General features: G+C 65.9%; 15 protein-coding genes. 9 read left to right on the top strand and 6 right to left on the bottom strand.

What is annotated here, in order from left to right:
- Positions 1–156 precede the first annotated feature (156 nt).
- From ACFXN1_RS40225 to ACFXN1_RS40215, 3 genes are all read right to left on the bottom strand, one after another.
- Positions 157–1,074 (bottom strand): NADP-dependent oxidoreductase, encoded by a 918-nt coding sequence (locus ACFXN1_RS40225; RefSeq protein ID WP_379445871.1) that lies wholly within the window; start codon positions 1,072–1,074, stop codon positions 157–159.
- Between the two features lie 61 nt (positions 1,075–1,135).
- Entirely contained in the window at positions 1,136–1,498 is a 363-nt protein-coding gene (locus ACFXN1_RS40220; RefSeq protein WP_379445870.1) for a hypothetical protein, read from the bottom strand.
- 49 nt (positions 1,499–1,547) lie between these two features.
- Entirely contained in the window at positions 1,548–2,255 is a 708-nt protein-coding gene (locus ACFXN1_RS40215) for a TetR/AcrR family transcriptional regulator (protein WP_379400202.1), read from the bottom strand.
- A 90-nt stretch (positions 2,256–2,345) separates the two neighbouring features.
- On the opposite strand from ACFXN1_RS40215, the gene ACFXN1_RS40210 reads away from it, so the two are divergent.
- The 3 genes from ACFXN1_RS40210 (at position 2,346) to ACFXN1_RS40200 (ending at position 5,890) form a co-directional block, all read left to right on the top strand.
- Positions 2,346–3,917 carry a succinic semialdehyde dehydrogenase gene (locus ACFXN1_RS40210; RefSeq protein ID WP_379445868.1) on the top strand — a complete coding sequence of 524 codons (1,572 nt, stop codon included), beginning with the start codon at positions 2,346–2,348 and terminating at the stop codon, positions 3,915–3,917.
- A gap of 35 nt (positions 3,918–3,952) precedes the next feature.
- On the top strand, positions 3,953–4,780 hold the full coding sequence (locus tag ACFXN1_RS40205) for an SDR family NAD(P)-dependent oxidoreductase (RefSeq protein ID WP_379445866.1): 828 nt from the start codon (positions 3,953–3,955) through the stop codon (positions 4,778–4,780).
- A 306-nt stretch (positions 4,781–5,086) separates the two neighbouring features.
- A complete protein-coding gene (locus tag ACFXN1_RS40200) occupies positions 5,087–5,890 on the top strand; it encodes a thioesterase family protein (protein ID WP_379445865.1) in 804 nt (267 codons plus the stop codon).
- 157 nt (positions 5,891–6,047) lie between these two features.
- Here ACFXN1_RS40200 and ACFXN1_RS40195 read toward each other — a convergent pair whose 3' ends face one another.
- Positions 6,048–6,443 (bottom strand): PaaI family thioesterase, encoded by a 396-nt coding sequence (locus tag ACFXN1_RS40195; RefSeq protein ID WP_379445864.1) that lies wholly within the window; start codon positions 6,441–6,443, stop codon positions 6,048–6,050.
- Positions 6,444–6,814: 371 nt separating this feature from the next.
- On the opposite strand from ACFXN1_RS40195, the gene ACFXN1_RS40190 reads away from it, so the two are divergent.
- The 4 genes from ACFXN1_RS40190 (at position 6,815) to ACFXN1_RS40175 (ending at position 9,710) form a co-directional block, all read left to right on the top strand.
- Complete coding sequence (locus ACFXN1_RS40190; protein WP_379445863.1) at positions 6,815–7,141, top strand: helix-turn-helix domain-containing protein; 327 nt, start codon at positions 6,815–6,817, stop codon at positions 7,139–7,141.
- The gene (locus ACFXN1_RS40185) at positions 7,138–7,803 is read left to right on the top strand and encodes an ATP-dependent Clp protease proteolytic subunit (protein ID WP_379445862.1); all 666 of its coding nucleotides are present in this window, start codon (positions 7,138–7,140) and stop codon (positions 7,801–7,803) included. Before ACFXN1_RS40190 ends, ACFXN1_RS40185 begins: the two co-directional genes overlap by 4 nt.
- A gap of 217 nt (positions 7,804–8,020) precedes the next feature.
- Positions 8,021–8,932, top strand: coding sequence for an alpha/beta fold hydrolase (locus ACFXN1_RS40180; RefSeq protein WP_379463858.1), 912 nt, complete (start codon positions 8,021–8,023; stop codon positions 8,930–8,932).
- Between the two features lie 40 nt (positions 8,933–8,972).
- Positions 8,973–9,710 carry a MerR family transcriptional regulator gene (locus tag ACFXN1_RS40175; protein ID WP_379446558.1) on the top strand — a complete coding sequence of 246 codons (738 nt, stop codon included), beginning with the start codon at positions 8,973–8,975 and terminating at the stop codon, positions 9,708–9,710.
- A gap of 276 nt (positions 9,711–9,986) precedes the next feature.
- Here ACFXN1_RS40175 and ACFXN1_RS40170 read toward each other — a convergent pair whose 3' ends face one another.
- Complete coding sequence (locus ACFXN1_RS40170) at positions 9,987–10,385, bottom strand: VOC family protein (RefSeq protein WP_379446559.1); 399 nt, start codon at positions 10,383–10,385, stop codon at positions 9,987–9,989.
- A gap of 104 nt (positions 10,386–10,489) precedes the next feature.
- On the opposite strand from ACFXN1_RS40170, the gene ACFXN1_RS40165 reads away from it, so the two are divergent.
- Both ACFXN1_RS40165 and ACFXN1_RS40160 read left to right on the top strand, forming a co-directional pair.
- The gene (locus ACFXN1_RS40165) at positions 10,490–11,482 is read left to right on the top strand and encodes a helix-turn-helix transcriptional regulator (RefSeq protein ID WP_379446560.1); all 993 of its coding nucleotides are present in this window, start codon (positions 10,490–10,492) and stop codon (positions 11,480–11,482) included.
- A gap of 945 nt (positions 11,483–12,427) precedes the next feature.
- Complete coding sequence (locus tag ACFXN1_RS40160) at positions 12,428–12,658, top strand: DUF6400 family protein (RefSeq protein WP_379446561.1); 231 nt, start codon at positions 12,428–12,430, stop codon at positions 12,656–12,658.
- A gap of 86 nt (positions 12,659–12,744) precedes the next feature.
- Here the strand turns inward: ACFXN1_RS40160 and ACFXN1_RS40155 are convergent, their stop codons facing one another.
- Complete coding sequence (locus tag ACFXN1_RS40155; RefSeq protein WP_379446562.1) at positions 12,745–13,089, bottom strand: hypothetical protein; 345 nt, start codon at positions 13,087–13,089, stop codon at positions 12,745–12,747.
- Positions 13,090–13,292: the final 203 nt, after the last annotated feature.

The raw sequence follows: 13,292 nt of genomic DNA, 5'->3' as shown, positions 1-13,292 counted from the left end.
TCGTGCCGAGTCTCGCCCATTTCGAGTGCGGGGACCTTCCAGCGCCGGTCAAGATCGCCGACGTGATCTGCGCCGATACCGGCAACCGGTACACGGTCCCCATGGACGCGATGGGCGAGGCCGGCGATCCGATGTCGATTGTGATCGGCGAGCGGTTCACGGCTGGAGGATCATTCGGCCGGGGAGGCCGCCGGCGGCCTTGGCGCTGAAGGCTTTCACCGCTTCTTCGAGAGGGTAGACGGCGCCGACCTGGGGGCGGAGGCGGCCCTCGTCGATGAGGCGGGCGAGTTCGGTCAGTTGGGCGCGGTTGGATTCCTGGACGAAGACGACCTTGCGGATGTCGTCGCGGTCGGTGGGGAATTCGGCTGCTGCCTTGATGGTGATGAGGGTTCCGTTGGGGCGGAGCAGGATCGATGAACCGGTGAGGACGTCACCGCCGATCGTGTCGACCACCAGGTCGGCCTGGCCGGCGGCGTCGGCCAGTTGCTCGGTGTCCAGGGCTAGGTAGCGGTCGGCGCCGAGTTCGAGTGCCAGGGAACGGGAGTGCTCGCGGCCGGTACCGATAACGTGCGCGCCGGCCCAGTGCGCGAGCTGGACGGCCATCGAGCCGACTGCGCCGCCCGCGCCGTGGATGACGACGGTCTGGCCCTTTTCGAGGTGCCCGTGGTCGAACAGGGATTGCCAGGCGGTGAGCCCGGCACGCGGGACCGCCGCCGCCTGGATGTGATCGAGGGTGCGGGGTTTGCGTGCGATATTGCGGGCCTCGACGGCAACGTACTCGGCGGCCGCGCCGTTGCGCAGCTGGTCGGTGAGGCCGAAAACCTCGTCGCCGACGGCGAATCCGGCGGTGCCGTAGCCGAGCGCGGCGATCACACCCGAGACCTCGTTGCCGGGAATGACCGAGTCCCGGGGGTGGCCGGTGCGGCAGTTCCAGATGGGCCAGTCCAGTTCGTTGTGCGTGATACCGCACGCCTCGACCTTGATCAGGACATCGCAGAGACCGGGTTTCGCGTCGGGGACGTCCTCGTAGACCAATCCGTCGATGCCGGGCTCGCGGGTGCGAATAGCCTTCATCCTCAGCTCTTTTCGTTGTACGAACGAATCGACGATAGGACGGGCGGATGCGCGGTGTCGGCTAATTTCCTGGGAATTCGATGGCCGGATCCTGATCCGATCCGAGCAGGAAGTGACCCAGGAACACGACGTCCTCGTCGAGTGCGTCGAACTGGGCGATGCGCACCGCCTCCGGTTCGAAGAACACATCGCCCGGCCGCAGCACGACCAGCGGTTCGCCCTCGATCCGGTAGGCCACCGAGCCGGACACGATGCTGCCCACGACGGGACCATTGTGCGTGTGCAGGCCGGCCGCCGTGCCCGCGGGCATGGAGATGCGGCGGGTCTGGATGCGGTCGGTGCGCTTGGCGGGCGTCACCGTGACGTCCTGGACGATGGCGCGGGTGACGGCCGAGAAGGATTGGGGCGGCGTGGTTTCCGGCATGCGCCGAGCCTAGCCCGGGACGTCGCCGATGGCTAACCTGCTGGACCGGTTAGTCCTGGGTGGCTTCGAACAACCCCGGAATCGTGAGCGCGTATTCGACATCCGCGCGCGTGCCGAGCATGGTGAGCACCCCGCGGATCATGGTCAGCCGGGCGGCGTCGATGGTGGCCTGATCGGGTTCGCCGTGCGGTGCGTCCGCGGAAATGCGGTAGACGACGAATTCGCAGGTCTGCAGCGCGGTGTCGAGGTCGAGATCGGTGGGGGCCGGTCGCCCCAGGCCGGTGATCTTGGTGCGCACCAGGTCCCGAATGTCGTCGATGGCCTGCTCGCGATAGGCCGACACCGGCGAGCCCGGATCGTGCAGTTCGGCGAACAGCGGCGCCAGCATCCGGCCGTGGCCGCCCGCCCAGTGCAGATACGCCTCGATCATATTGATGCCGAGATCGACCGGCTGCTCGCTGCGTTCCAGCGCGGACCGGATGCCGCCGACCAGGTCCTCGTTGGAGACCGTGAGCACCGCGTGCAGCGGCTCGACGGCATTGGCGAAATAGCGGTAGAAGGTGGGCCGCGCCAGCCCGGCCTTCTCGATGATCCGCGCCACGCTCAGCCCGCGCGAACCCTGCTCGGCGAACACCTCGGCGGTGGCCAGCACGATGCGGGCGCGCACCTGGTCGGCCTGCTTCTCCGTCTGCGGCGGCCGGCCGCGGCGAGCCGGGGTGCCCTTGCCCGCCGGAGGGCTTGACATGGTGTGCGTCACGTCCATTAATCTAACACCAGTGTTCATGTAACACCGATGTTCAGTTAATAATGGGTTTCACCCGCACCCGACTCCTCGAGAGGGCGACCAATGACGACTGCCCCGCAGCTCGCCGCCGCCGATGCGCTGCCTTTTGACCGGGTCCAGCGCCTGCTCGGCCACGCCGTCGCGGGCGGTGCGCCCTCGGTGGAGGTGTTCGCGCCTGCCACCGGCGCCAAGATCACCGACCTGCCGCAGTCCTCGGTCACCGATATCGAGGCGGCCTTCGCCACCGCGCGCGCCGCGCAGCAGGAATGGGCGACCGTGCCGGTCGGGGAGCGGGCCGCACTGCTGGGCCGCATCCACGACCTGGTGCTGGCCGAGCAGGACACCATCCTCGACATCATCCAGCTCGAGACCGGCAAGTCCCGGGTGCACGCCTTCGACGAGGTCTCCGACGTCGCGGTGAACACCCGCTACTACGCGGCCGAGGGCAAATCGATTCTGGCGCATCGCAAGCCGCGCGGCGTCATGCCGGTCCTCACCCAGGTGGAGGTGCGCAACCGGCCCAAGGGCGTGGTCGCGGTCATCTCGCCGTGGAACTACCCGCTCGCGCTGGGCGCCTCCGACGCGCTGCCCGCGCTGCTGGCCGGCAATGCCGTCATCGGGCGGCCGGACAACCAGACCGCGCTGACCCTGCTCTGGGCCATCGACGTCGCCGAGCGCGCCGGTCTGCCCAAGGGCCTGTGGCAGGCGGTGCTCGGGCGGGGCGCGGTGGTCGGCACCGAGGTCATCGCGCGCGCCGACTACGTCGACTACACCGGATCCAGCGCCACCGGGCGCACCATCGCCCAGCAGGCGGGGGAGCGGCTCATCGGATACTCGCTCGAGCTCGGCGGCAAGAACCCGCTGCTGGTGCTCGCGGACGCCGACGTGTCGGCCGCCGCCAAGATCGCGGTGCGGGCCTGCTTCGCCTCCGCCGGGCAGCTGTGCGAATCGATCGAGCGAATCTATGTGCACGACACGGTGTACGACCAGTTTGTCACCGAATTCGTCGCCCACACAAAGAAACTGGGCCTCGGTAAGACTCTCGACTACAGCTACGAGATCGGGTCGCTGACCTTCCCGCGCCAGATCGACACCGTCAGTAAGCACGTCGACGACGCAGTCGCCAAGGGTGCGACGGTCCTCGCCGGCGGCAAGGCGCGGCCGGACCTCGGCCCCTACTTCTATGAGCCCACCATTCTCGCGGGCGTGCGCGAGGGCATGACCGTCTACCGCGAGGAAACCTTCGGACCGGTCGTGTCGGTCTACCGCGTGTCCAGCGACGACGAGGCCGTCGCCCAGGCCAACGACACCGCCTACGGCCTCAATGCCAGTGTGTGGAGCCGCGATACCGCCCACGGCCGCGAGGTCGCCGCGCGGGTGCGCGCCGGATCGGTGAACGTGAACGAGGGCTTCATCGCCGCGTGGGGCTCGGTGGCCGCGCCCTCGGGCGGGCTCGGTATCTCCGGCACCGGCCGCCGGCACGGGCCCGAGGGCCTGCTGAAGTACATCGACACCCAGACCATCGCGGTGCAGCGGGTGCTGCCCATCGCACCGCTGCCGGGCATGTCGGAACAGCTGTGGGCCAAGACGATGACGCTCTACCTGGGCGTCATGAAGACGCTGCGGCAGAAGTGATTCCGCAGCTCATTTCGACAGGGGTACAGAGGGGTATGAAGACCGTAGCGGGCAAGAAGGTCCTGGTCACCGGGGCGGCCATGGGCCTGGGCAAGTCGTTCGCGCAGCGCGCGGTGGCCGAGCAGGCCGCCGACGTGGTGCTGTGGGATATCAACGAGAAGGCGCTCGAGGAGACCGCGGCCGAGCTGGCGGCGCTGGGCGGCAGCAAGATTCACCACTATGCGGTGGACGTGTCCGACCGCGACGCCATCGCCGAGGCGGGCGCGGCCGTATGCGCCGAGGTCGGCGGAATCGACGTGCTGGTCAACAATGCGGGCATCGTGCGCGGCAACGGCTACTTCTGGGAGACCGGCAACCGTGCCGACATCGACAAGACCATGGCGATCAATTCGCTTGCGCCCATGTACATCACACTCGAATTCCTGCCCGCCATGGTGGCGAACAAGGGCGTCGAGGGCCGCGTCCTGAACATCGCCTCCTCCGCCGGGCTGGTGGCCAACCCCCGCATGAGCGTCTACGCGGCCTCCAAGTGGGCGGCACTGGGCTGGTCGGATTCGGTGCGCCTGGAGCTCGAGCAGTCCGGCAACGAGCACGTGAAGTTCACCACGGTCTGCCCGACCTACATCAACACCGGAATGTTCGACGGCGCCAAGGGCTTCTGGTTCACCCCCATCCTGGACCAGGAGGAAGTCGTCGACACCTCCTGGACCGAAATGAAGAAGGGCTCCGCCCTGGTAGTCCTACCCTGGACCTCCCGCCTCAACCGCGCCATCTCCGGCCTCCTCCCGCTCAAGGTCCGCGACTTCTACCTGAACACGGTGGGCGTCTACCACTCCATGGACGAATTCACCGGCCGCAAATAGCGATTCGAGCCGGACCGGCTCAAGTAGGCGAATGATCCAACCGGGGCCGGTGCCGCAGAATCCGCGGCACCGGCCCCGTGCCGTTGCCTGGCCAGGAAGGCCGAAAGCGGGGCGAGCCGACCCACTGTGTTGTCGGCGCGGTCCGATGTCCCACACCACTTCGGCAGCCGCGCTGGCCGCCCTGGCCAACGCGCCATATTGTCGAATTCCGTGCGCTCGACTAGAGCCGGATGATCTTCTGGGGGCCATGAAACGTGTTCTAATCGATGCGTTTTGACGAGTCGGAAACAGAGGGGGCCGATCGCGGTGGTTTCGTTCTTCGTGGCGCGAGACGGGCAGTACCAAGCGCATGGTTTCGGGGTCAGCCAGTGGTCTTCGAAGCAGGTGAACGGGCCGGCGGTGTGTGGACTGTTGGCGCGTCAGCTTGAAACGCATTGCCCCGTGGTGGGCTTCATACCCGCGCGGCTGACAGTCGATATGTTGCGGCCGGTACTCAACGAACCGATCGCGGTGCACAGCGCCGTCATCCGCGAGGGCACGCGGGTGATCGTCGCCGATGCCTCCATCGTGCAGCAGGGCGAACTCCGTGCGCGGGCGAGTGCGGTCTTCCTCGCTTCAGCTTCTGCGGCACCGGGTGAGATGTGGCAGCCGCAGGCGTCATTGCCCGCACCGCAGGCTCAGCTGACATCGCCGCACGGCGAGCCGCCGTTGCTCAAGTGTGGCGAATCCGAGTGGACCGACAACTTGACCGCAGGCCGGAACGCCGACCGTAAAGTGCTGTGGCAGAACCTCATTCCCTTGGTCGAGGGCGAACCGATCTCCCCGTTTCAGCGAGCAGCTGCTATGGGAGACGCCACGAACTTCGTCTGCCATTGGGGATCTGCGGGGATCGGCTACATCAACACCGACATGACCTTGACGCTCTCGCGGTTGCCCGAAGGTCCCGAACTCGGGCTTCAGGCTCAGGATCAGGTCACCGGCGACGGGATCGCAGTCGGCACCGCAACGCTCTACGATCGCGTCGGCCGGTTGGGCACCTGTGTGGTTACTGCCGTTGCAGATGCCCGTCAGCCAATGTCGGCCGCACGCCACGCGTCGGCCGCACGCTGATCAACCAACATCCCCATCCCGCACTGCATACCGCGCTGACCGGACTGGCCGGCGCGGCGCGGCCGACGATGAGACCGACTGCGGCACAGGAACATTTGCCGCTGTCGAGTGCAGGACGTTGTGGGTCGGCATTGAAGGTGGTGGGGCCATGTCGTGGTCACTGGTTGACGCGACGCACGTACAGCTGCTGGGTGGCTCGGGCAACTAGAACGCCTTGATCGGAAACGATTTCGGCGGTGTGAGCTGTGATCGACTTGCCGCCCTCGCTCGTGGCGTCACGGATCACCGCGACGTGATCAGACGGGAGCGACATGGTGGCGGTCACCATCTCACGGCCGGGCGCGATGAACTCAATGCTTGCAGCGCTCGTCCAAACACGATAGCCGCGCCCGAGCTGACCGCGGGCCATGATCCCGAAGAACGGATCTGTCATCGAGTACAAAGTGCCACCGAATGCGGACCGGTTGGGGTTCCAGTTCCATGGACGAACTCTGTGGGTAGCGCGCACAGAGGTCCAGTCATCCGCGATATGAGCAAGAATTTCCCCGACCATGCTGCTTCGAGCGGAACGAACCTACCGTCCCGCGCCCCTCCCGGTCTTATGCCGCATCGCGGCGATGCTCACCGAGATGCTAGAACACGTTTCACTGTCTGGTCGATCAAGACCTGAACGTTCTGCGGCGCAAGGAAATCCGCACGCCGCACTATCGCGCCGCGGCGGACCATGGCAGTGGTCGACTCCCAGTCTCAGCACACCACCGAGCCCATCGGCACCGAATCCGGTCCCTCGCCTGAAGCCGATGAGCACGTTAGAAGGCGCGGCGGTGCTGATTGTGGATTTCGTCGGATCCTCGTTGTTAGTGCAGCTGGCGCGCTTCTGTTCAGGACCTGGCGTTATATCTAAAGTGAGATATCGTTGTAGGTATGAGCGAGGAGGTGAGCCAGTCGCCGGGCGAGGAACCTCTCCCGGTGCTGCCCGGGTTCCGGGAGATGGCGCTGCGCAGGATGTCGGAGGATCGTGCGCGGCTGATTGCTGAACTGGTGGAGCGGCGGCGGGCGGCGGGGTTGTCGCAGACCGAAGTTGCTGCCCGTATGGGTACGTCGCAGTCGGCGGTGGCGCGGTTGGAGACGGAGAACGTCGATGTGCGGACCTCGACGCTGCAGCGGTACGCCGCTGCGGTCGACAGCCGCATCGCGTTGCAAGTGACGAGTACGACAGCTGAATCGAATCGGATCGGAGAACAACCTTGAGAATCGAGACGAGCACACCCACTTCTCAGTGGCAGCCCTGGCCGTCGGAGTTTCCGAACTACTACCCGGCGAAACGTGAACAACCGCAGCCTGTTCCGGTCCCGCCGCCCTCGACGCAGGTGTGGATCGATCCTCGCCCGGACGGACCGGCGGACGCGTTGCTCATGCAGCGGACGGTTATCGCGCGCGGGCATTTGGACGCCGCGGCTGCCACCGAGTTGTGCGCTCGGTTGCTGACGTTGGACGCTGAGAGCGCCCGACCGATCCGGCTCGAAATGTACGGGCTGGAAGCGGATCTGCTCGACGCCAGCACTGTCACCGATGTGCTGGACGTGCTTCGCGCGCCCGTGAGCGCCTACGTGAGCGGCACGCTCGGCGGTGCAGCGCTGGGAGTGCTCGCATCGTGCGAGCATCGCTACGCCTACAGAAGTGCCCAGTTCGTGTTGCGGGAGCCATCGGTACGTCTGGAGGGCGGGCTCAGTCGTGTCGAACCGCGACTCGAACACGCGCGAGCCATGTTCGGCACACTGCTCGCTCGACTGGCGGAACTCACCGGTCGCGACACAGACCAGATCCGTCGAGATCTGGAACAGCAACGGACACTCACCACCTCCGCCGCTGTCGAGTACGGGTTGATCGAGGGCCCCGCAACCCGCGAATAATCGCGCTGAACGCACAAGCCCCCGGCATCGGCGGACCCTCGGACAACGGTCGGTGCGTCACCATCAAAAGATCATCGGCATAGATCACTGGGCCTACAAAATGGCCTATGACACAGTGCTTTTCGCAGATCTGGGCACTCGATCCCCACTCCGCGACGGCCCGAGGATGACGGGAAGGCTTGACCCTGACGCTGCGTCGGGGTTGCACCCTTGCTTCATGACGAAGAACATCGCTTCCGCAGCTCGGCCTGCTCCGCCGATCGGGGAGTTTCAGGAGGTCGACGGCCGCCGCGTTTTCGTGCATCGGCTGGGCAGTGGCGGGCCGGCCGTCGTGTTCCTGCCGGGCGCGGGTGCGGTCGGTCTGGACTATTTCGCTGTGCAGCAAGGGGTTTCGCAGTTCTGCACCGCAGTGGTGTACGACCGTGGCGGCAGCGGGTACAGCGATCCGGTCCCGCTGCCGCGCACCGCCGCCGCGGTCGCGATGGAACTACACGAGTTGCTGCACGCGGACCTCGAAGCCCCGTACGTCCTGGTCGCGCACTCCCTCGGCGGCGCCTACGCGCATCGGTTCACGCAGTTGTACCCGCAGGAGGTGGCCGGGCTGGTCTGGTTGGATGGCTTCCACCGCGACTGGGAGGATTTCATGCCCGCTGCGGCGAGCCCGGCTGCCGGCCGGCAGCCGGCGCCCGGTCCCGAGCAGATCCGGCAGATGCGCCCAGCCCTGCACGAGATGTTCGCCGGACTGATGGCGGACTATCCGCGACACATGCGGCAGCCGCTGATCGAAGCCCATGTCAGCGACGAATGGCTCCGGGTCGGCATCGCCGAACGGGGCAGCTTGGTTGCACTCGCCGACGAACTGCGTGCCGGGCCGGACATTCCCGACGTACCGGTGGTCGCGCTCACCGCCGAGGGCACCGACCCCGGCCCGCAGGCGTCGATGCCGGAGCAGACGATATGTGCGATACAGGAGGGCAGGCGGAGGATGGCCACGGCCGTGGTGAGCACGGTGTCGTTCGGGGAACATCGCGTCGTCTCCGATGTCGGCCACCACCAGCTGTGCTTCACGCGCCCCGATGTCGTGGTCCAGGCGATCCGCGACGTCGTCGACCGGGTGGCTCGCGCCTGAACTCGGCTTGGCCATGTTTCCCGAAGACCGGAGGCATACGGTGCTCACGATCGGCCAGCTCGCGGCAACCGCCCGCGTTACCGTGCGCACCGTCCGCCACTACCACCAGGTCGGCCTGTTGCCCGAGCCTGAGCGCGATGCCTCCGGCTACCGCCGCTACAGCGCGCAGGCGGCGGTAGATCTCGTCCGGATCAGGACTCTTGCCGATGCCGGAGTTCCGCTGGCCCGCATCGATGCGCTGCTGCACGCACAACCAACCGAATTCGCAGCTGCCATCACCGATATCGACACCGCATTGCAGACCAAGATCGAGCAGCTCACCGAGCATCGCCGCCGCATCGCCGAATTGGCAAGCGGCGAAGAGCTTGTCCTGCACCCCGAGATGGTCGCCATACTGAACCGGCTTCGCAGTCTCGGAGTCAGTGAACGGACGGTCCGACTCGAACGCGACTGGTCGATCCTGATGCAGGCGTCGGACCCGCATGCGGTGCCGCAGTGGATACGGGACAAGAACGCCGGCTTCGACGACCCCGAGAAGATGCGCCTGTATCTCGGATGCGATCAATCAGTCGACTGGGATCCGCACGATCCACGCGTGGATCGGCTCATCAACGACCTGGAAGCATGGGAGATCGAACACGAAGGCAACAGCAGCCGACCAGCGAACCCGACGCCGGTCTTTTCCCTGATCCTCAGGGAGTCGCCGGCATGGCATCGAATCGTCGATACGCTCGCCCGCCGTGCCGAACGGCGCCGAATCGCCATGCCCGACAGCTGACCGAAGGCCCCTGGTTGTGCTGCGATATGCCGGTTGGGCCCATCCCGACCCGCCGACATATCGAACTTCAGCCTCACAAATCCCGAATTGCCTTTGCTCACCAGCGATTACGGCTAGAGAGTGGATCCTGACCATCGCTCAGCACCATCACTGAACGCACGACCGAACGCGCTATGCCGAATAGTGTGCGGCCCGAACCGGCCAGCGCGGGCCTGTCGAGGATCGATGGGCCCAGCGCCTCACAGGTGCCCGCACGCACATGCCGACAAGCGGATGTCAGCGGGCAAATTTTGCGACGGCCTGCGCGGTGACCGGGGTGAAGAGGTTGATCAGGTTGCCGTCGGGGTCGCGAAGCAGCAATGACCGATTGCCCCACGGCATCGTCGTGGGCTCGTTGACGAAATCGTCGACCGTGTCCCGCAATCGCTGGTAGTCGGCATCGACGTCGGGGACCAGGAACTCGATGATCGCGGTGTGGTTGTCGGCTGGGCGCGCGCTGCCGGCCGCGAACAATGCGACGGTGCGGGTGCTTCCGATCGCGAGTGTGCCGGCCGGTGTGACGATTTCGGCGAAATCCGGTGTAGCCCAGGTGGCTTCGACACCGGTCAGGTGCTGATAGAAGCCGACCAGCCGTTGGATGTCGCCGGTGATCAAACGGATTGAGACGAGGTTCATTGCGGACTCCTGTTGTTGGTTGGGGCGGAGGTTGCGCCGCCCGCAGGCCACGGTAGAGCCGATACCGGACAGTTTCCGCCCGGTATAGATGAGAGAATTTCCTGATGACGCGCCCCACCGCCCGAGTGCTGGCCCTCCTCGAGCTGTTGCAGACCGGCGGCACCCACACCGTCGGCGAACTCGCCGGACGGCTCGGCGTCGATGAACGCACCGTCAGGCGATACGTCACCCATCTCACCGACCTGGAGATCCCCGTTCGATCGGTGCGGGGCCGCTACGGCGGATACCGCCTCGCCCCGGGGTACCGAATGCCGCCGCTGATGCTGACCGATGACGAAGCGGTGGCCGTGTTGCTCGGACTCCTCACCAGCCGCGGCGTCGGTCAATCGACAACAGCCGCCCACGCGGCCGACAGCGTTACGGCCAAACTCCGTCGCGTCCTGCCCCCACCTCTGACGGCCCGGCTGGACGCACTGATCCACACCGCCGAATTCACCGCCGACGCCCGCTCCGAGGCTGCTGTCGAGACCGCGGTCCTCCTCCGGCTCGCCGAGGCCACCCGCGAGCGCCGACCGGTCGCGATCGGTTACACCGACCGGAACGGGCGCCGCAGTGAGCGGACTGTACACCCATACGGGCTCGTCGCCCACTCCGGCCGGTGGTACCTGACGGGGATGGACAGCAACAGTGACGAACTACGTCAGTTCCGGCTCGACCGCATCACGACGGTGACAACGCTGCCCGGAACATTCACTCCGCCAGCGGGATTCGAGCCGACCGAGCATCTGATGTCCGCACTTGCCACCGCGCCCTATCGGTACGAGGTATCGATCCGAGTTCAGGGCACCCTCACCGAGGTCCGCCCACTGCTCCCCGCGGCGATCGCGACCATGCACGAGATCGACTCACTTCCTGACACCCACCCGTGGGTCCGGGTCCGAATCCGAGCCGAACAACTCGACTGGATTCCCCCCGTCCTGGCCGGCCTGAACCGCCCGTTCGTCATCGAACACCCCGACGCACTGAACGACGCCGTGCGCGCCCTGGCCCGCCGGCTCACGGCAGCCGCCGACGGTCGAACCGAAGCCCACCGGTAGACCCGTGCCGCCATACAGCGCGAACGTACGGGAATACCGCCACCCGCGCTGTTCGACCGGCCGGTGCGCGGCGTCGGAAGCCCAACGGCCCGCGCCGTACGGCAGCCGGCAGTGCACTACTTTGCCGAGTTTCGGACGACCGGTGCAATCCCGCACAAGCCGCTGTAGAACAGCATTTTCGCGCCAATTCCTCAGCTGTAGTGCACGTTTAGAACGGTTGGGTTGGCCGTTCATGCGCACATGGCAGCGTGCCCTTCTACCGCTGGTCGTGTGGTTGGAACCGGCTGCGGGGCCTGCCGTGCGAGCGCACCACATGCCGAAATCCAGTGCGCCTTGGTCCGTCTGGATGTTCGGTCTGTCATGGGTTATCGCCGATGCTTGCCGCGAACACCGCATCACCCTCGCCCGCACCGGAGTTCGACTGTTCCACCACTGAATCGCGGCGACTGCCGAGGCCCATCGATCGCAATCATCCGCTCGTGCCGCACACCGCGCTGGCCGAACCGGCCAGCGCGAGCGCTCCGAAGATCAACGGGCTGAGATCATCTCACCCGACTGGGCCCGCCAGCAGTGCACGGAAATGCCGAATATCGAGCGCTCGTCACTGGCCTCTGATGTCGTATGGCCCAGTTCGGGTTCGATCGGTGCGGGGGTTTCGCGTCGGGGAAAATAGCATCAGGGCGGCCAGCAACAGCACCCGGGCGCTAGCGACGGCCATTGGCGAGTTCCGCTCTGTTGGCGGTGTGGCGTAGCCGCGCCCGATTTCAGCGTTGGACGTGGCGTGGCGATTATGTGGACGCATTTACTGCGCGGTCCAGTCCGCGCACGGGCATCAAATGTGACGAAGTCCAACCGCGAAACGTGATGCAGGTCATTGCCCGAGACGGCGTGATTGGGCATCGTCGTCAATTCGTTTTTGGAAAGAACCTGGTTGGAGATGCCCAAATGGCCGACCACAATTTTGCTTACGACCTCACCCTCGACGAGGTGCGACGGCGCAGCGCTGTCCTCGCCGCGCTCGGTGACGACTGGGATCCGGTCGCGGTACTCGCCGAGGAAGAACTGGCGTACGACATGCTGTACTCGAATCTCGACGATGAGCAGCAGCGGATCTACGACGAACTCGTCCGGGCCGGGATCCTGCCGGATCGGGCGATGCGCCCTATTGCCGACTGATCTCGCCGCCGAGCACGAACGATGACCGTGTTCGGCTGGTCGCCTCCAGTGAGTGGTGACCTGGCCGCTCCAGCTCTCGGCTGAGTTCATGAGCAGTGGATGCGCGAGCTCGACAGCTCACTGCGGTCGACCGGGTCGGTCTCAGGGCCGTTGCCGGTAGCGAAGACCCGCACCTGCGCCGAGAGTTTCGCGGCCACGTCCAAGGCGGATTCACCATCGTGGACCAGGCGATGCGCGAGGTGGCGGCCGATGCCGTTGCATCCCTCTACCGCCCACACACGTTCGGTGAATTGCTGTGCGGCAGTTAGCATTTTGGTATAGCCAACGGTGTGGGTGGCATATCTACCAACGGCCAGGACGTGGCCTGCCGAGTCGACGATCTCGATGGTGGCTGAACGTTTGTGTGGATCCATCCCGATGATGACGGTCACCGATGTCCCTTTCCGTGCGTTCGGCACCAATCCCGAGCAAGTACGCTCATGCCTGAGTTTCGGACGACCGGTGCAATCCCGGACAATCCGCTGTAGAACAGCAGTTTCCGGGCTGTTGCGAAATGGTGTGGTGTCGATCCCGGCCGCGTAGCGGGCGGGATCGACTGGTTTTCGGTGTGTCGGCTGTGGGGTTGGGGGTTGGA

Origin of the sequence: Nocardia sp. NPDC059154 (assembly GCF_042755705.1) — a bacterium.
Taxonomy (GTDB): Bacteria; Actinomycetota; Actinomycetes; order Mycobacteriales; family Mycobacteriaceae; genus Nocardia.
Note: the sequence above shows the minus strand (reverse complement) of the source record. Positions and strands in the feature narration are given on the sequence as shown.